The following is an 18,056-nucleotide window of genomic DNA, read 5'->3' on the forward strand; positions in this document are numbered from 1 at the left end:
GGAAACCATGAAGGACACTGGAAAGAACTCTGGACAGTCTCGCCTCATTACCCGTCGCCAGACGCTGCAGGGCGCCGGCGTGTTGGGCCTCGGGCTTGCGCTGTCGGGCCTCGCGGCTCCGGCCGTCCGGGCGCAGGGGCGCAAGGAAATCCGCTTCCTGAACTGCGAGACGGGCAAGGACACGCTCGCCTTCTTCGACAGGATCGCGAAAGAGTACCAGGAGAAGACCGGCATCGAGGTGCGGGTGGATTCCGTGCCGCTCGGCGAGGCCTTCACCAAGATCACCAACGGTATCCGCAGCGGCACGCCCTATGACGTCGCCAATGTCGGCTTCATCGGCCACGTTCTGCTGCTGGCCGACCAGGGTCAGATCGTGCCGCTGAACGAGCTGACCGACCCGTACGAGTGGGGCAACAACATCCTCTTCCCGATGGATGGCAAGGTCTACTGGTACCCGTTCGACTACAACCTCTCGGTGATCTACTACCGCAAGGACCTGTACGAGAAGCTGGGCCTGTCGCTGCCCGACACCTGGGACCAGTTCGTCTCCAACTGCCAGGCCACCATCGAGGGTCGCCGCAAAGGCTGCATCTTCCCGATCGGCTCGAACGGCGCCACCAACTGGATGTCCGTCGCCTTCATGTGGGCGGAAGGGGTGAAGCTCTTCGACGATCAGTGGAACGTGACGCTGGATGCCGAAGGCATGAAGTCGAAGGCGGCCGCCTATCTCGACTTCATGGAGAAGCTCTACCCGACCATGCCTCCCGGGGCGATCCAGGCCGACTACGCGACCGTCCTGTCCAACGTCGTCGGCGGCACCGTCGCGCACGGCCCCTATGCCGGCCGCGTGCTGGAAGCGGCGGAGCGCGACAACCCGCAGGTGGCGGAAAACCTCGGCATCATGCCGTACATGGACAGCGCCGGCAAAAACAAGGCCGTCAGCCACGGCTATGACGGCTGGGTGGTACTGAAGACCGACAATACCGGCCCGGCCATGGAGTTCATGCGCTGGATGACGACCGACCGCCTGGTCGACTTCCTGCACACCGCGCCGGTGCACTTCCAGCCGGCCCGCCTCGACATCTACGACAATGACCAGTGGCGCTCGAACCCCTTGATCACGAAGTATGCCGACCAGATCGAGGTGATGCGCAAGATGGTCACCGACGACGAGATGCTGGTGACCTCGATCGACACGCAGGGCCCGGCCCCGGACATCCGCCCGGGCAAGGTCTTCGAAGGCTTCGTCATGCCGGAGATGCTGCAGGACAAGCTGATCAAGGGCATGTCCTCCACCGAGGCGGTGGAAAAGGCCGCGGCCCGCATGCGCGAGCTCATCAAGTAACGCGATCCCGACGCCGACAGATGCGCGGACGGTCCCATGCGCCGTCCGCGCATCGACAGGCCCGCAGGCGGTGCAAGACCCGCCTGCGGGCTCCCCGACCGGACAAAGGGTGCCAAGAATGACCCGCTGGATGTTGCCCGCCTTCCTTGCCGTGGGCGTGCTCGTGACACTGCTGCTGATCGTCGGCCCGGCCCTTTACGCCGTGTCGCTCAGCTTCTTCGACCTGCCGTCCCTGACCTCCGACCCGGTCTGGGTGGGTCTTGCGAAATACCAGGCGGTGCTGGCGAGCGCGGAGTTCTGGCGCGCGCTGTGGAACGGCATCGTCTATGCGGGCCTTGCCATCGTCCTGCAGGTGGTGCTCGGCATCGGCTTCGCGCTGATCCTGCACCAGCCCTTCCGCGGCCGCGCGCTGGTGCGCGGGCTCGCCTTCCTGCCCTATCTCCTGCCGACCGTGATCGCGGTGCTGACCTTCAAGTGGATGGTCGACGGCTCGCTCGGCATCGTCACCATCCTGATGGACGAGTGGGGCCTGCCGCCGATCTACTGGTTCGAGACCGAGCAGGCGGCGATGATCTCGGTGATCCTGGTCTCGGTGTGGCTGTGGACGCCCTTCGTCACCACCACGTTCCTGGCCGGCCTGCAGACCGTGCCGACCCAGCTCTACGAGGCCGCGCGCGTCGACGGTGCCGGGCCGATCCGCCGCTTCTTCCACATCACCCTGCCGGTGCTGCGGCCGATCCTGACCGTCATCATCCTGCTGCGCGGGGTGTGGATGTTCAACAAGTTCGACGTGATCTGGCTGACCACGGGCGGCGGCCCCGTCGGGGCGACGGAGCACCTGCCGATCCTGTCCTACCGCACGGCCTTCACGCTCTACGACATCGGCACGGGTGCGGCGATCGCCACGATCTCCTTCCTGTTCCTGTCGCTGGCCGTCTTCCTGTATTTCCGCGTGTTCCCGATGGAGGACGACGCATGACACCCGCAATCCGGCGGCCGGCAGCGCGTGTCGGCCTGTATTTCGCCGCCTTCGCCATCGCGCTCTACAGCGCTTTTCCGATCTACTGGATGGTGTCGTCGTCGCTGCGCCCGACGCAGGAACTGCTGCTCAATCCCTCGCTGATCCCCAGCGAGCTGACGCTGCAATACTATTACAGCCTGCTCGCCCAGACCGACTATCCGCGGCAGTTCCTCAACAGCCTGATCGTTGCCGTCGCCACGGTGGCGCTGACCATGGTCCTGTCGGTGATGATCGCCTATGGCGTCACCCGCCAGCGGATCCGCGGCAAGAAGGCGATCATCGCCGGCATGCTCTATGCCTACATGTTCCCGCCCCTGCTGCTGGCGATCCCGCTCTATGCGATGTTCACGAAAGTCGGCCTCAACGACACGCTGTTCTCGCTGGTGATCTCGCATCTGACCATGACCATGCCGCTCGGCGTCTGGTTCCTGTGGGGGTTCTTCAAGGCGATGCCCTTCGAGCTGGAAGAGGCGGCGATGGTCGACGGCTGCACCCGGCTCGGCGCCTTCCTGCGGGTGGTGCTGCCGCTCTCCGTGCCGGGGCTGGTGACGGTGGCGATCTTCGCCTTCCTGCTGTCCTGGACGGACTACACCTTCGCGCTGGTGATGATCGGCTCCGACGTCAACAAGACCGTGCCGCTCGGCCTTGCCTCGATGATCGGCGCGTTCGACCTGCGTTGGGGCGACGTGATGGCCGGTTCGACGCTGATCGCCCTGCCGCTCTTTATCGCCTTCATCCTGCTCTCCCGCTATTTCGTGCAAGGCCTGACGGCCGGCGCGGTGAAAGGATAATCGAAGATGGCCCTGCGCATTCTCGGCGCGCCCCAGCGCTACGTCCAGGGACCCGGCGCGGTCGACACGCTGGCGGAGGAGGTCGAGCGGCTCGGCGGCGGGCCGGTCGCGGTCGTCATCGACCCGGTTGCCCGCGAGCTGCTGGGCGAGCGGATCACCAGTGCCCTGCCGGGTGCAAGGCTGCTGGCCTTCGGCGGCGAATGCACCGGTGCCGAGATCGAGGCGCGCGCCGCCGAAATCGGCGAGGCGCGGCTCATCCTCGGCATCGGCGGCGGCAAGGCCATCGACACGGCCAAGGGCGCGGCGATCCTGCGGGACCTGCCGGTCGGAATCGTCCCGACCATCGCCTCCAACGACAGCCCGACCAGCCATATCGCCGTCGTCTATACCGCCGGCCATGCGGTCGAGGGCGTGCGCCACATGCGGGCCAATCCCTCGCTGGTTCTCGTCGATACCGCGGTGATCGCCTCGGCGCCGCGCCGGTTCCTGGCCGCCGGCATCGGCGATGCCATGTCCAAGCCCTACGAACTCGCCGGCGCTCTTGCAGGCGGAGGCCTCAACTTCTTCGGCGGCACGCCGACCGAACTGACCAAAGCCATCGTCGGCCGGGCGCGGGAGATCCTGCTCGCCGATGGCGAGGCGGCCATGGCGGCGCTCGAACCGGATGCGGCCTTCGAGCGGGTGGTGGAGGCCTCGATCCTTCTCAGCGGTCTCGCCTTCGAAAGCGGCGGCCTGTCCATCGCCCATTCCATGGTGCGCGGCTTCTCGGTGATGCCGCAGCTCGCGCACCTGCTGCATGGCGAGATGGTGGCGCTCGGCACGCTGACCCAGCTGGCCGTGGGCCAAGGCAGCGCGCGGGAGATCGCCGAGCTCGCCGGCTTCTTCCGCCGGATCAAGCTGCCGGTGTCCTTTGCCGCCTTCGGATTGAGCGACGAGGCCGACTTCCGGCGGATGGCGGAGGTGTCGCTGACGGCGCCTTACGCCGGCAACTACATGCGCCGGCTGGGGCCGGACGATCTGGTCGAGGCGATGCGCAGCCTCGACCGGATGTGACGCGAACAGCGCGGCTTCGGGGCAGGATCATGCGCAAGGCCATCGTGACGGGCGGGGGAACCGGGATCGGGCGGGCAACGGCCGAATATCTGGCGCAGCGCGGCTGGCAGGTGACGGCGGCCGGGCTGGAGCGCGACGCTGACTTTCCTTCAGAGATCGCCTTTGCCGACTGCGACATCACCGACGCGGATGCGCGGGCCGCGCTGTTCTCGGAGGCGGGAGAGCTGCACGGCCTCGTCAACTGCGCCGGCGTCATCCGCTTCGACGACGAGTGGACCGAGGACGGGTTCCGCAAGGTGATGGAGATCAATGTCGGCGGCAGTTTCGCGGTCGCCAATGCCGCCCTGCCGGCGCTGGAGCGGGCTGGCGGCGCGGTGGTCAACATCGCCTCCATGTGGAGCTGGTTCGGCAATTCGGCCGCCCCCGCCTATTCGGCGAGCAAGGGCGCGGTGTCCTCCATGACCCGTTCGCTGGCGGTGGCCTGGGGCGGACGCGGAGTTCGCGTCAACGCGGTCGCGCCGGGCTGGGTCGACACCAGGCTCTCGGCCCGGGCGAAGGCCGATCCGGTACGCGGCCCGCGCATCGCCGCACGCATTCCGCTCCAGCGCTGGGCGGATCCGGCCGAGATCGCGGCGGTGATCGCCTTCCTGCTGTCGCCGGAAGCCTCTTATGTGCACGGTGCGATCATTCCTGTCGACGGCGGCTATCTCGCGGCCTGACGCCTGTGCCCGGTCGGAAGGTCAGAAGATCAGCATGAGGATGCCGATCACGACCACCAGGCCGACGATAAAGATGAAGCCGACGGTTCCGCCAATGAACTTGAGCATGGTGCCTCTCTGTGGGTGCTGTCATGGGTGTTGCCATGTCAACGCGCCAGTCGCCGGATTGTTTCGAAGAAATCCGGAATGGTTCGCCGCCCACATCAGTGGGCGCTGAAGCCTGACCTCAATCTTCGGATGTGGACGGGGCTGGAAAACCGACCAGGGATTGCCGATACTGACCCGGTGCCCAAGGGACGCCGGAACCGCGTATGGACCTTTTCTCGCCGCTTGCCGCCATCGTCGCCGTCAATCTCGCCGCGTGGATCACGCCGGGCCCGAACATGCTTGCGGTGATCGCCGCCTCGCTCGCCGGAGGCCGCGTCCAGGGTATCGCCACCGGTGCCGGGCTGGCGGCCGCGGCCACGCTCTGGGCGCTGGCGGCGGTTCTCGGCGTTGCGACGATGTTCGAGCTGTTCCCGCAGGTTGCGGTCGTGCTGAAGCTGGCAGGGGCCGCCTATCTGGTCTGGCTCGGGGCGAGGTCGCTGCGGACCGCCCTTCGGCAGGGCGCGAACATGGAGACCGCCCGCCTTCCATCTTTGTCCCTTCTCCGCGCCTTCCGCACCGGCTTTCTCGTCAGCATGACCAATCCGAAGGCGGCGCTGTTCTTCGGCTCGGTGATGACGGCCTTCGTTCCCGTGGCCGCGCCGGGCTGGTTCCTGGCCGCCATCGTCGCGCTTTGCGGGGTGCTCGCCGTCCTTCTGCACGCGATCACGGCGACGGTCTTTTCCACGGGTGTGGCGCTGCGTGCCTTCGCGCGCGGCAGGCGCTGGATTTCCGGCCTGTTCGGCATCGCCTTCCTTGCCACGGGCGCGATGGTGGCGCATGCGGCGCTGCGCCGGGGCTGAACAGGGCCGTGCTTGCCGCCGGGGGGCAAAGCGGCGATAAGCGGCGTCTTGCTGTCACGCCGTACCGGAAAGGGCCGCTCATGTCCGTGTTTTTCGAGGAACTGGACTATCGCCCGACGGCGATCGGGGCGGTGTCCCTGCGCCGCCGCCGCGACATGCGGCTGGGCGGCGATGTCTACGAGATCAAGCTCGGCGACGAGTTCCTGATGTCGAGCTTCTTCACCGTCTCCGAGATCGCGCTCGCGCGGCTCGGCCTCGATGCGGTGTCCGGTGCGCGCCCGGACGTGGTGGTCGGCGGGCTGGGCCTCGGCTACACGGCAAGGACCGTGCTGGAGCGGCAGGAGACGGGCTCGCTCGTCGTCGTCGAGATGCTCGAGCCGGTGATCGACTGGCATCGCAACGGCTTGCTGCCGCTAGGGGCCGGGATCGTCGCCGATCCGCGCTGCCGTCTGGTACAGGGCGACTTCTTTGCCATGGCCGCCGGTGAGAAGGGTTTCGATCCGCAAGTCCCGGGGCGGCGGTTCGACGCGATCCTGCTCGACATCGACCATTCCCCGGAGGCGCTGCTCGACGCGCGCAGCACCAGCTTCTATCGCCCGGCAGGTCTCGAGGCGATGGCACGCTGGCTGAAGCCGGGAGGCATTTTCGGTCTGTGGTCCAACGAGGCGCCGGATGCCGCCTTCACCGCACGCCTTGCCTCGGTCTTCGCCGAGGCCTGGGCGGAACCCGTCACCTTCGCCAACCCCTTGCAGGACGAACCGTTCACCCAGACGGTCTATCTCGCCCGGCAGGAGGGCGGCTGACGCAGCCTCCGGGGTCGAGAGGATTGAGGGGCCGGGATGGGCTGAATTGATTCACGTTTTTGAATCAAGGCGATGACCGAAAACCGCCTGATGGCCTGCAGACTCATGTTGCGTTTGTTCTTATTTTGTTCTTTCATTCGGCATGCAATACACGTTGCCGCTCGTTGCCGACACCCGCCTTGCGCGGGTTCACGGACTGCTGCTTGCCCGGTTCGGTCCGGTGCCGGAGTTCTACCGGCTCGACCCGGTGAGCCAGCTCGTCTTCGCGATGCTGAGCGGCCGGACACGGGATGTCGTCGCCATGGAAGTCTTTGCAGCGCTGGCCCGCAGGATGGGTGCCTGGGAGCGGCTGGCGGAAACGGCGGCGAGCGAGCTGGAGGCCATGATCGCCGGGGTGACCTTTGCCGAGCGCAAGGCGCGGCAGATCCCGGCGGCCTTGCGCGAGATCGCGGCCCGGCGCGGACGGCTGGAGCTGGAGTTTCTGGCCGGCTGGCCGGTGGAGGAGGGGCGGGTCTGGCTGGAGAGCCTGACCGGCGTCGGCCCCAAGACCAGCATGGCGGTGCTCGGCCTCAGCACGCTGAACCGCCGGGTGCTGATGGTCGACACGGCTCATAACCGGGTCGCCTGCCGGCTGGGCCTCGTGCCGGCGCGGGCCGACATTGCCCGCGCCACGCGGCTGCTCAATCGTCAGTTGCCTGCCGTATGGACCGCCGACGACACGCAGACCCACCATTTCCTGATGCAGGGGCTGGGCCGCAGCCATTGCCGGTACAGGGAACCCGCCTGCCCGGACTGTCCGTTGTGCCGTCTCTGCCGGTCGGTGCCGGAGGGGCGGGCATGAGGACCGGGGAGACGCTGGCGGCGCTGCGCGCCCGCATCAAGGCGGGCGGACTGGACGAGACCCCGGCCTGGCCGGCGGTCGAGCTGGAGGGGGAGATGGGGACGCAAAGCACGGTCCTGCCCGGCGGGCTGGCGAGCGGCGCACTGCACGAGCTGCAGCCGGCGACGCCGGCTGATGTCGGGGCGGCGACCGGGTTTGCGCTGGGCCTTGCCTCGCGGCTGCTGGCGCGCCGTCCCGGCCCGCTCCTGTGGGGGCTGCCGTCGACGCGGGGCTGGCGCGAAGGGCAGCTCTACCCGGTCGGGCTTGGCGCCTTCGGCATCGATCCGGATCGGGTGATCCAGGTCGAGGTGAGGAAGACCGCCGACCTCCTGTGGAGCCTGGAGGAGGCGCTGGACCATCCCTCGCTTGCCGTCGTCGTCGGCCTGCTGCCCGAAGGCGACCGGCTCTACGACTTCACGGCGAGCCGAAGGCTGGCGATGCGCGCTGCCCGCCACGGGGCGACAGTGCTGCTGCTGGGGGCGGCGCCGGTCTTCGACATGGCAACGGCCGCCTCCACCCGCTGGTCGCTGGCGGCGCTGGCAAGCCGGCCGGTGCCTCACGTCGGTCAGGCGGTGCCGGGTCTTGGCCCGCCGCGCTGGCAGGCCCGGCTGGTGAAATCGCGCAAGGGTCTCCTGGATGCCTGGGATCTCGAGTGGAACCATGAAACGCTGTCTTTCCGTCTGGCTGCCCCGCTGGCCGACAGAGCGCCGCTCCGCCGGGCCGGTCGGCTCTCGCGGCGGCCGACTGCCGCCTGACGAGGCCGGACCTCTCGTGCTCTCCGTGCTGGAGCAGAACGGGGCCAGGGTCAGCGCGGTCAACGCGCCCGCCGCCGCGCTCGGCCTTGTGCCGGGCATGCCGCTGGCGGATGCGCGGGCAATCCATCCCGCGCTCGGCGTCGCGCCTGCCGATCCGGACGGCGATGCGCAAGGACTGCGCCGGCTCGCCCTGTGGTGCCAGCGCTACAGCCCGCTCACCCGCATCGATGCGCCGGACGGGGTGTCCATCGACATTGCCGGCTGCGCCCATCTGTTCGGCGGCGAAGAGGCGCTGATGGCGGATCTCGCAGACCGGCTGCATGGCTTCGGGCTGACCGCCAGGCTTGCGCTTGCGCCGACGCTGGGGGCCGCCTGGGCCCTTGCCCGCTATGGCGGCACGCAGATGGTGCAGGTGGCGCCCGGCGAGACGGGCGAGGTGCTGGCGCCGCTGCCCGTTGCGGCCCTTCGCATCGAGGCGGACACGGTGCGCGCGCTGGAGCGACTCGGCCTCGACCGGATCGGCCTTCTTGCCGGCAAGCCGCGCGCGCCGCTCGCCGGCCGCTTCGGCCCGCTGCTGGTCCAGCGGCTCGACCAGGCCTTGGGGCGCGAGGGCGAACGGTTCGACCCCGTCGAGGCCGCCCCCGTCTACCGGATTGCCCGCAACTTCGCCGAGCCGGTCGTCACGCTGGAGGCCATCGGCGAGGTGGCGGCGCGGCTCACCGGCGAGCTTGCCGAGATGCTGCAGGGCCTCGGCAAGGCGGCGCGGCGGCTGGAACTGGCGCTCTATCGCGTCGACGGCTGGCGCGAGGCGCTGGAGCTGCGCATCACCCGGCCGAGCAACGATGCCCCGCATCTTTTGCGCCTGCTGGGCGAGCGGCTCGACCGGCTGCGCGATCATGCCGGGTTCGGCTTCGAGGCAGCCGTGCTCTCCGCCTTCGAGGTGGAGCGCGCCGAGGCGGTGCAGGCGGTGCTGTCGGGGCGCGAGCACAGCCCTCCGCCGCCGGGCGATCTCGACCGGCTGCTTGACCGGCTGGTCAATCGCTTCGGGCCCGAGCGCGTCTCCCGCTTCGCGCCGCGCGAGAGCCATGTGCCGGAGCGCTCCTGCCATCCGGTTTCCGCGCTTGCTCAGGCGGCCCGCCAAGACTGGGCCGCCCATGGCCGGGCCCTGCACGGCGGCACCGCGCTTGCCCGCCCGCCGCTGCTGTTTGCCCGGCCCGAGCCGGTGGAGGTGCTGGTGGAGATGCCGGACAAGCCGCCGGCGCGCTTCGAGTGGCGGCGCACCGCGCACCGGATCGTGCGGGCGGAAGGGCCGGAGCGGATCGCGCCGGAATGGTGGGCCGGCGGCGAGGCCAACCGGCTGACCCGCGACTATTACCGCGTGGAGGACACGGAAGGGCGGCGCTTTTGGCTGTACCGCGAAGGGCTCTATGACCGGCCCGGCGATACGGTGAGCTGGTTCGTCCATGGGCTGTTCGCATGACGGCGGCCTTCGCGGAGCTGGTAGCGACCAGCAATTTCAGCTTCCTGCGCGGCGCCTCGCATGCGGCGGAGCTGGTGGAGACGGCGGCCCGGCTCGGCCTTGCCGCCATCGGCATCGCCGACCGCAACACACTGACCGGCGTCGTGCGGGCGCATGTGGCCGCACGCGAGCATCCCATTCGCCTGATCGTCGGCGCGCGGCTGGTGCTGCGCGACGGGTTCGAACTGGTCGTCCATCCGCAGGACCGGGAGGCCTATGGCCGGCTGAGCCGGCTGCTCACCCTCGGCAACCGGCGGGCGCCGAAAGGAGAATGCCATCTCGACTTCGCCGATCTCGGCGCGCTCGGGGAGAGGCAGCAGCTGATCGTCCTGCCGCCGCGTTGGCCCGACGCCGCCTTTGCCGCACGCCTTGAGGAGCTGGGGCGCCGGTTCCCCGATGCTGTTTCGCTGGCGCTGTCGCCGGCCCATCGCGGCGACGACAGGGCCCGTTTCGACCGTCTGGCGGAGCTTGCCGAGGCCTGCCGTACGCCGCTGATCGCCACCAACGACGTGCTCTACCATGTGCCCGAGCGCCGCCCCTTGCAGGACGTGCTCACCTGCATCCGCGAGCATGTGACCATCGACGCGGCGGGCTTCCTGCTGGAGCCGAATGCGGAGCGGCACCTGAAGCCGCCGCAGGAAATGGCGCGGCTCCTGTCCGGCTACGAGGACGCGCTGGAGCGCAGCCTGGAGATTGCCGATGCGTGCCGGTTCAGCCTCGATGAGTTGAAGCCGCATTATCCGGACGAGCCGGCGGGCGAGAGCGCGACGCCACAGCAGGAGCTGGAGCGGCTGGCTTGGCTGGGCGCCGGCAACCGGTTCCCGCAAGGCATTCCATCGGGTGTACATGCGAATATCGCGCACGAATTGCGGCTGATCGGTGAGCTCGGCTATGCCTCCTATTTCCTCACCGTCTACGACATCGTCCGCTTTGCCCGCAGCCAGGATCCGCCGATCCTGTGCCAGGGGCGCGGCTCCTCGGCCAACTCTGTCGTCTGCTATTGCCTCGGCATCACCTCGGTCAATCCGACCGAGATCGACCTTTTGTTCGAGCGCTTCGTGTCGGCGGAGCGGGGCGAGCCGCCGGATATCGACGTCGATTTCGAGCACGAGCGGCGCGAGGAAGTGATCCAGTATATCTACGCCCGCTATGGCCGCGAGCGTGCCGGCCTTGCCGCCACGGTGATCCGCTACCGCGCCCGCAGCGCCGTCAACGACGTCGGCAAGGCCATGGGCCTGTCGACCGACGTGGTCGGCGCCATGTCCGGCCTGATCTGGGGCTGGTCGGGGAGCGCGCCGGCGGACGGCGAGATCCGCCAGGCCGGGCTCGATGCGCGCGATCCTCGCCTGACGCAGACGATCCGCCTCGTCCGCCAGTTGATCGATTTCCCGCGTCACCTGTCGCAGCATGTCGGCGGCTTCGTCATCACCCGCGAGCGCCTCGACGAGGTGGTGCCAATCGCCAATGCGGCGATGGAGGACCGCACCGTGGTGGAGTGGGACAAGGACGATCTCGATGCGCTCGGCATCCTCAAGGTGGATGTGCTGGCACTCGGCATGCTGACCTGCCTGCGCAAGAGCTTCGACCTGCTGCGCGGCCATTACGGGCGGGACATGGGGCTGGCCAGCGTGCCGCGCGACGACCCGGCGACCTATGCGATGATCCAGAAGGCCGACACGATCGGCGTCTTCCAGATCGAAAGCCGGGCGCAGATGTCGATGCTGCCGCGCCTCAGGCCTGCAAACTTCTACGACCTCGTCATCCAGATCGCCATCGTCCGGCCCGGCCCGATCCAGGGCAACATGGTCAATCCCTATCTGCGCCGGCGCAAGGGGGTGGAGCAGGTCGACTATCCCTCGCCCGAGCTTGCTGCGGTGCTGGAGAAGACGCTGGGCGTGCCGCTGTTCCAGGAACAGGCGATGAAGATCGCCATCGTCGGGGCCGGGTTCTCGCCGGACGAGGCGGACAAACTGCGCCGGGCGATGGCCTCCTTCCGCAACATCGGCACGATCGAGCAGTTCCGCGAGAAATTCGTCGCCGGCATGATCGCGAAAGGCTATCAGCCCGACTTCGCCGCCCGCTGCTTCGAGCAGATCAAGGGCTTCAGCGATTACGGCTTTCCCGAAAGCCATTCGGCAAGCTTCGCCCTGCTCGCCTATGCCTCGTCCTGGCTCAAGTGCCATTACCCGGAGGTCTTCGCCTGCGCCCTGCTGAACTCACAGCCGATGGGTTTTTATTCCTCTGCCTCCATCGTGCGGGACTTGCGCGCCCATGGCGGCCGCGTGCTGCCGGTGGATGTCAACCACAGCGACTGGGACCACACGCTGGAGGCCGATGAACCTCCCGTCCGCAAGACGGGGGCTGAGGGTGGCAATGCCTTCGCCCTGCGGCTCGGCCTGCGCCAGGTCGACGGGTTGGGCGAGGAGGCGGGGCAGGCGCTGGTTGCCGCCCGCGGCATGGGCTTTGCGGATCTCGCCGACCTGCATGGCCGCGCCGGCCTCGACAGCCGGGTACTGGTGGCGCTCGCCAATGCCGATGCCTTCCGCTCGCTCGGCCTCGACCGGCGGCAAGCCCTGTGGGAGATCAAGGGGCTGGCCGGCCGGCTCGGCCGTGCTGCCCGCCAGGACGACCTGCCGCTGTTCGGCGGGCGGTTGGGACTGGCCTCGCTTGCCGCGCGGGAAGAGCAGGTGGCACTGCCGTCCATGCGCCCGGGCGAGCATGTGGTGGAGGATTACGCAAGCCTGCACCTGTCGCTGAAGGCGCATCCCTTCGTCTTCCTGCGTGAGCAACTCGGTGCCCGCCGTAGCTTGCGCGCGGCCGATCTCGAGACGCTGGGCAACGGCCGGTTCGTGCGGGTCGCCGGTCTCGTGCTGGTGCGCCAGCGGCCGCAGACCGCCAAGAACGTCACCTTCCTGACGCTGGAGGACGAGACGGGCATCGCCAATATCGTGGTCTGGAGCCGGATCTTCGAGCGCAGCCGCCGCATCGTCATGGGTGCGCGTGCGGTGATGGTGGATGGCGCGATCCAGAAGGAGGACGGCGTCATCCATGTGGTGGCGCGGCAGCTCACCGACATCACGCCGGAGCTGATGGTCTCGCTTTCGAAGGAGCCGCCGTCGCAGGAGGGTCCGAAGCTTTCGGCAGCGAGCCTGTGGCGGCACCCGCGCGACACCCGCGTCCTGCCGAAGGGACGGAACTTCCACTGACGGCGGGTGCCCCGGCGCTCCGTCCCGCTCAGTCGGCGGAGCGCCGGAGTGTGTAATGCGATATGCCGTGCTCGCCCGCAGTGGCAGTCACGCTGCCGAGGCCGCAGGCCGGAAGATCGAGGCCCTGCAGCAGGTTCTCGCCCTTGCCCATCACCACGGGCGCGACCGCAAGATGCATCTCGTCGACGAGGCCGGCCTGCAGATATTGGCGCAAGGTCGAAACGCCGCCGCCGACCCGCACGTCCCGGTCGCCGGCCACGGCCCTTGCGCGCTCCAGCGCCGCATGGATGTCGTCGGTGACGAAATGAAACACCGTACCGCCCTTCATCTCTAAACTGGCGCGCGGGTGACGGGTCAGCACGAAGACCTCGGTGTGGAAGGGCGGAGCGTCGCCCCACCACCCCTTCCAGCTGTCGTCCGGCCAAGGACCGCGCACGGGGCCGAACATGTTCCGTCCCATGATCCAGGCACCGACACTCTCGAAGCTGCGGGCGACGAAATCCTCGTTGATGCCGGGAGTGCCGCCGTCTTCACCCAGTACGCGGCGGCGGAAGCTCGGCGTGTCGAACATCCATTGGTGCAGGCCCTCGGCGCCGATGCCGACAGGTGCCTCCGACCCCTGGTCGGGTCCCGCGCCATAGCCGTCGAGCGACAGGGTGAAGCAGTGAACGCGAAGCTTGGACATGAGGCCCTCCGAACCGATTGCAAGATGAAAGCAGTTGTGTTGTGCCACGACTGATCCTAGATTGCAACCGGTTTTGATGGAGGCTGCATGCAGGACATCGAGCGAAGGTCGGGGTGCCCGATCAATCTGGCGATGGAAGTGCTGGGGGATCGCTGGAGCCTCGTCGTCATCCGCGACATGATGTTCGGCAATCGCCGGCATTTCCGCGAGTTGCTGACCCGCTCGGAAGAGGGGATCGCCTCCAACATCCTGGCGGCCCGGCTGAAGCGGCTCGTCGCGCTCGGCCTCGTCACGAAGCGTGAGGATCCGAGCCACAGCCAGAAGGCGATCTACAGCCTGGCGGAACCGGCGATCCAGCTGGTGCCCGTGCTGGCGGTGCTCGGCGCCTGGGGACGCAGGCACCTGCCGGTCAGCGAGGAGCTGTCGATCCGCGCGCAGCTGCTGGAGGAGGGCGGCGAGCCGATGTGGAGCGCCTTCATGGACGACCTGCGCCGCCTGCATCTGGAGGACCCCGTCGCCGGCGCGAACGGAGCCATCGTTTCGCCGGTTCTGGCGGATCTCACCAAGGCCTACGAGGCCGTGCGGGCGCGAACGGCGCCTGCCGGATAGGGCTGCCTTCCGGCCGTCTCGCCGCCGCCTGGCTCCTGCCGCAAGTCTCGCGAAAACAAAAGGCTGGCGGGGTGCTGCCCGCCCGCCGCGCACCCCTGCCCGACAAGCTTTGCTTCGGCTCTGCCCAGCCGTGGCATACGGCAGTGAACATTTAGCCGGATCTCCTGCCCTAGGTGTTCTTGACAACGTTATCATTCGAGTGCTAGTGCCCATGACAACGTTGTCATGACGTGACCATGAACGCCGCTGGGACGTCGCCGCGGAACGGCGCTGGGACGCGGTAATCGCCGGACTGAGAGAGCGGCTCAGCGATCTGCGGCTGCATGATGCGGCAACCGGATCTGGGAGATGCGGCGAAGGCCGTGCGAGGGATGGAATGATGCGGGAAGACGGGAGCCTCGAGGCAAGCGCTGCGCAAGGCGTCGGCGGTCCGGACCTCGGCCTGTCGCCGGAGCGCGGTGAACTGGCCCTGCCGGTCCTGACCATGGACGAGGCGGCTTTCGACGCGAATGTCGACGCGATGTTCGACTACGTCTCCAAGGCCGGCGTCTCCATCGCCCCGCATGCCAAGACGCCAATGTCCCCCGACCTGTCGCAGCGCCTGCTGGATCGCGGTGCCTGGGGTCTTTCCGTCGCCAACCTGCAACAGGCGCGCGTATTCCTGGAACACGGCGCTCGCCGCCTGCTCGTCGCCAACCAGCTCGGCGGCCGCCGCTCGGCCGAGCGGTTCGCCGCGCTCCTGCAGCGCTGGCCCGATGCGGTGCTCGTCTTCTTCGCCGATTCGCCCGAGAGCCTTGAGGTGATCGATCATGTCGGCCGCACCGCCGGCCGCAACGCGCCGGTCCTGGTCGAAGTCGGGGCAGGCCGCGCCGGGGCGCGCAGTCTCGATGCCGCTTGCGCCGTGATCGAGGCCGCATCCCGTCTTTCCCATGTCGAGCTTGCCGGCGTCGCCGCCTATGAAGGCGCCGCCGCAACCGCCGATCCGCAGGAAACGGTCGCGGCGATTTCCGCGCTGAACGCGCTGGCCGGCGAAGTGCATGCCCTGCTGCGGGCGGCCGCGCCGGACCGTCCGCTGATCCTCAGCGCCGGCGGGTCCTCCTTCTTCGATCTCGTCGTCGGCGATCTCAAGCCGCTGGCGAGCCGCGACGGCAGCACCGAGCTGGTGCTGCGCAGCGGCGCGATCTTCTTTCACGACCATGGGGTCTACGAGCGTTCGCTCGCCGCGATGGATGCGCGGGCCGGTTTTGCAGGGGTGACGGGCGTTGCCGCGCGCGATGCCTTCCGTCCGGCGCTGACCGTCTGGGCCGAGGTGCTGTCGCGGCCCGAGCCGGGGCTCGCGATCTGCGGCATGGGCATGCGCGACGTCTCCTACGACCAGGATCTGCCGGTACCGCTTGCGGCCTGGCGCGATGGCGTGCAAACAGCCAGCCGCGATGCCCTCGGGACCGTGGTGAAGCTCAATGACCAGCACGCCTTCCTGAGGCTGCCGGAGGGCAGCGGGCTTGGCGTCGGCGATATCGTCGCCTTCGGCATCTCGCACCCCTGCACCTGTCTCGACCGCTGGCGCGTGATCCTCGGGCACGGTGCGGACGGGCGCATCGCCGCCGCCTATCCCACCCACTTCAGCTAGGTCGCCGGAAGGCTCATGCTCCAACTCAACTTCAACCAGCTCTGGCGCTATCAGGACGAGTTCCTGCACGGCATGTCGCTGACCCTGCTGCTCACCCTCGTGGCGACGGTGGCGGGTCTGGCGATCGGTCTTGCCGGCGCCGCCGCCGCCGGCAGCCGCTTCGCGGCGCTGCGGCTGCTCGTGCGCAGCTATGTCGAGGTGATCCGCAACACCCCGGCGCTGATCCAGCTGTTCCTGATCTTCTTCGTGCTGCCCTATGCGGGCCTGCGCCTGCCGCCGGTCTATGCCGCGGCCACGGCGCTCTCGATCTACATGGGCGCCTATGCGACGGAGATCATCCGCGGCGGCCTCGCCTCGATCCCGCGCAGCCAGGTCGAGGCCGGCCAGTGCCTCGGGCTGACCCGCTGGCAGGTGTTCCGCCATGTGATCCTGCCGCCGGCCCTGCGCAACATCTATCCCTCGATCACCAGCCAGATCGTGCTGCTGCTGCTCGGCACCTCGCTCGCCTCGCAGGTCTCCGCGCCGGAACTGTTCCATGCGGCTGCCTTCGTCGAGAGCCGCACCTTCCGCAGCTTCGAGGTCTATGCGGTCGTCTGCGCGATCTACTTCACCCTGGTCCTGGCATTCCGGCTGGCGTTCGCGGGCATCGGCCGGATCGCCTTCCGCTGGCCGACCGGTCGATAGGAGGCGGGACGATGCGCGGTTTCACGATCTCCGACTTCCTCACCATGCTGGCCGCCGTGCAGTGGACGGCAACGCTGGTGGTTCTTGCGCTGGCCTTCGGCGCGCCGCTGGCGCTGCTGCTCGCCCGCATGTGCACCGGGCGCAGCCGCATCGCGCGGCTCGTCGCCACCGGCATCCTGCAGCTCGTGCAGGGCGTGCCTGTGCTCGGCCTGCTGATGTTCTTCTACTTCGGCATGCCGGTCTTCCTCGGCATCAAGGTTCCGGCGCTGGTCTCGGTCGGTGCGGCCTTCACCATCTTCACCGCCGCCTTCCTCGGCGAGATCTGGCGCGGCGGCATCCAGGCGGTGCATGTGGCGCAAGGTGAGGCGGCGGCCTGCCTCGGCCTGACCCGCTGGCAGACCTTCCGCCATGTGATCGCGCCGCAGGCCTTCCGCATCGCGCTGCCGGCGACGGTCGGGTTCCTGGTGCAGCTCATCAAGAACACGTCGCTCGCCTCGGTGGTCGGCTTCGTCGAGCTGGCCCGCGCCGGGCAGCTCGCCAGCGCGGCGACGTTCCAGCCGCTCCTTTCCTATGCCTGCGTGGCGGCGATCTACTTCGCCCTGTGCTTCCCGCTCACGCTCTGGTCCCGTTCCCTGGAGGACAAGCTCAATGGCGCTCGTTGAGATCAGCAACGTCCACAAGTCCTTCGGCGAGGTGGAGGTCCTGCGCGGCATCGACCTTACCGTCGAGAAGGGCGAGATCGTCACCATCATCGGCCGCAGCGGCTCCGGCAAGTCGACGCTCCTGCGCTGCATCAACGGCCTGGAGCAGATCAACGGCGGCGAGATCAAGGTGGCCGGCGAGCTCGTCCATTCCCGCTCCACCGACCTGCGCAAGCTCCGCGAGCATGTCGGCATCGTCTTCCAGCAGTTCAACCTGTTTCCGCACATGACGGTGGCGCGCAACATCACCCTGGCGCCGGTGCTGACCGGAAAGATCGCCAAGGGCGATGCGGCGCGCGAGCTGGCGCGCAAGGTCCTCGCCCAGGTCGGGCTGGAGGAGAAGATCGACGCCTATCCCGGTCAGCTTTCCGGCGGCCAGCAGCAGCGCGTGGCCATCGCCCGGTGCCTGGCCATGTCGCCCTACCTGATGCTGTTCGACGAGGTGACCTCGGCACTCGACCCGGAACTGGTCGGCGAAGTGCTGAAGGTGATGGAAGACCTCGCCACCCAGGGCATGACGATGATCCTCGTCACCCACGAGATGAACTTCGCGCGCAACGTCGCCTCGAAGCTCGTCTTCATGCATGCGGGCATGGTCCATGAAGAAGGCCGGCCCGCAGATCTCTTCGCCAATCCTGCAACGCCGGAACTGGCGAATTTCATAAGCTCGGTCCGCTGACGGCCGGCTTCTTCCAAAGGAAAGGGGAA

At 68.3% G+C, this 18,056-nt stretch carries 18 protein-coding genes; 16 read left to right on the forward strand and 2 right to left on the reverse strand.

Going from position 1 to position 18,056, the window contains the following annotated elements:
• The first annotated feature begins 7 nt into the window (after positions 1 to 7).
• The 5 genes from MNI96_RS09075 (at position 8) to MNI96_RS09095 (ending at position 4,929) form a co-directional block, all read left to right on the forward strand.
• Positions 8 to 1,345 carry an ABC transporter substrate-binding protein gene (locus MNI96_RS09075; RefSeq protein WP_249692343.1) on the forward strand — a complete coding sequence of 446 codons (1,338 nt, stop codon included), beginning with the start codon at positions 8 to 10 and terminating at the stop codon, positions 1,343 to 1,345.
• Positions 1,346 to 1,463: 118 nt separating this feature from the next.
• Entirely contained in the window at positions 1,464 to 2,324 is an 861-nt protein-coding gene (locus MNI96_RS09080) for a carbohydrate ABC transporter permease (RefSeq protein WP_249692345.1), read from the forward strand.
• On the forward strand, positions 2,321 to 3,157 hold the full coding sequence (locus tag MNI96_RS09085; RefSeq protein ID WP_249692347.1) for a carbohydrate ABC transporter permease: 837 nt from the start codon (positions 2,321 to 2,323) through the stop codon (positions 3,155 to 3,157). The genes MNI96_RS09080 and MNI96_RS09085 overlap by 4 nt, the downstream gene beginning before the upstream one ends.
• 6 nt (positions 3,158 to 3,163) lie before the next feature.
• Entirely contained in the window at positions 3,164 to 4,210 is a 1,047-nt protein-coding gene (locus MNI96_RS09090) for a glycerol dehydrogenase (RefSeq protein WP_249692348.1), read from the forward strand.
• A 29-nt stretch (positions 4,211 to 4,239) separates the two neighbouring features.
• Complete coding sequence (locus MNI96_RS09095) at positions 4,240 to 4,929, forward strand: SDR family NAD(P)-dependent oxidoreductase (RefSeq protein ID WP_249692350.1); 690 nt, start codon at positions 4,240 to 4,242, stop codon at positions 4,927 to 4,929.
• Positions 4,930 to 4,950: 21 nt separating this feature from the next.
• On the opposite strand, the gene MNI96_RS22075 is transcribed toward MNI96_RS09095, so the two are convergent.
• The gene (locus tag MNI96_RS22075; RefSeq protein WP_502960326.1) at positions 4,951 to 5,037 is read right to left on the reverse strand and encodes a small membrane protein YohP; all 87 of its coding nucleotides are present in this window, start codon (positions 5,035 to 5,037) and stop codon (positions 4,951 to 4,953) included.
• A gap of 203 nt (positions 5,038 to 5,240) precedes the next feature.
• On the opposite strand from MNI96_RS22075, the gene MNI96_RS09100 reads away from it, so the two are divergent.
• From MNI96_RS09100 to MNI96_RS09125, 6 genes are all read left to right on the forward strand, one after another.
• Positions 5,241 to 5,876: a LysE family translocator gene (locus tag MNI96_RS09100; protein ID WP_249692353.1), complete on the forward strand. Its 636-nt coding sequence runs from the start codon at positions 5,241 to 5,243 to the stop codon at positions 5,874 to 5,876.
• An 80-nt stretch (positions 5,877 to 5,956) separates the two neighbouring features.
• Positions 5,957 to 6,679 (forward strand): spermine/spermidine synthase domain-containing protein, encoded by a 723-nt coding sequence (locus MNI96_RS09105; protein WP_249692356.1) that lies wholly within the window; start codon positions 5,957 to 5,959, stop codon positions 6,677 to 6,679.
• Between the two features lie 142 nt (positions 6,680 to 6,821).
• On the forward strand, positions 6,822 to 7,520 hold the full coding sequence (locus MNI96_RS09110) for an endonuclease III domain-containing protein (protein ID WP_249692359.1): 699 nt from the start codon (positions 6,822 to 6,824) through the stop codon (positions 7,518 to 7,520).
• Positions 7,517 to 8,314, forward strand: a complete 798-nt coding sequence (locus MNI96_RS09115) for an ImuA family protein (protein WP_249692361.1) — start codon at positions 7,517 to 7,519, stop codon at positions 8,312 to 8,314. The genes MNI96_RS09110 and MNI96_RS09115 overlap by 4 nt, the downstream gene beginning before the upstream one ends.
• Positions 8,220 to 9,794: a Y-family DNA polymerase gene (locus MNI96_RS09120; RefSeq protein ID WP_249692363.1), complete on the forward strand. Its 1,575-nt coding sequence runs from the start codon at positions 8,220 to 8,222 to the stop codon at positions 9,792 to 9,794. Before MNI96_RS09115 ends, MNI96_RS09120 begins: the two co-directional genes overlap by 95 nt.
• Positions 9,791 to 13,039: an error-prone DNA polymerase gene (locus MNI96_RS09125; RefSeq protein WP_249692365.1), complete on the forward strand. Its 3,249-nt coding sequence runs from the start codon at positions 9,791 to 9,793 to the stop codon at positions 13,037 to 13,039. The genes MNI96_RS09120 and MNI96_RS09125 overlap by 4 nt, the downstream gene beginning before the upstream one ends.
• 28 nt (positions 13,040 to 13,067) lie before the next feature.
• Here the strand turns inward: MNI96_RS09125 and MNI96_RS09130 are convergent, their stop codons facing one another.
• A complete protein-coding gene (locus tag MNI96_RS09130) occupies positions 13,068 to 13,724 on the reverse strand; it encodes a dihydrofolate reductase family protein (protein ID WP_249692367.1) in 657 nt (218 codons plus the stop codon).
• 87 nt (positions 13,725 to 13,811) lie between these two features.
• Between MNI96_RS09130 and MNI96_RS09135 the strand changes: the two genes are divergently transcribed.
• The 5 genes from MNI96_RS09135 (at position 13,812) to MNI96_RS09155 (ending at position 18,027) form a co-directional block, all read left to right on the forward strand.
• A complete protein-coding gene (locus tag MNI96_RS09135; RefSeq protein ID WP_249692369.1) occupies positions 13,812 to 14,333 on the forward strand; it encodes a winged helix-turn-helix transcriptional regulator in 522 nt (173 codons plus the stop codon).
• A 379-nt stretch (positions 14,334 to 14,712) separates the two neighbouring features.
• The gene (locus tag MNI96_RS09140) at positions 14,713 to 15,963 is read left to right on the forward strand and encodes an alanine racemase (protein WP_249692372.1); all 1,251 of its coding nucleotides are present in this window, start codon (positions 14,713 to 14,715) and stop codon (positions 15,961 to 15,963) included.
• Between the two features lie 15 nt (positions 15,964 to 15,978).
• Positions 15,979 to 16,647 carry an amino acid ABC transporter permease gene (locus tag MNI96_RS09145; protein WP_249692373.1) on the forward strand — a complete coding sequence of 223 codons (669 nt, stop codon included), beginning with the start codon at positions 15,979 to 15,981 and terminating at the stop codon, positions 16,645 to 16,647.
• 11 nt (positions 16,648 to 16,658) lie between these two features.
• Complete coding sequence (locus MNI96_RS09150; RefSeq protein WP_249692375.1) at positions 16,659 to 17,309, forward strand: amino acid ABC transporter permease; 651 nt, start codon at positions 16,659 to 16,661, stop codon at positions 17,307 to 17,309.
• A complete protein-coding gene (locus tag MNI96_RS09155) occupies positions 17,296 to 18,027 on the forward strand; it encodes an amino acid ABC transporter ATP-binding protein (RefSeq protein ID WP_249692377.1) in 732 nt (243 codons plus the stop codon). The genes MNI96_RS09150 and MNI96_RS09155 overlap by 14 nt, the downstream gene beginning before the upstream one ends.
• The last annotated feature ends 29 nt before the right edge of the window (positions 18,028 to 18,056 follow it).

Source organism: Stappia sp. WLB 29 (genome assembly GCF_023507705.1).
Lineage (GTDB): Bacteria > Pseudomonadota > Alphaproteobacteria > Rhizobiales > Stappiaceae > Stappia.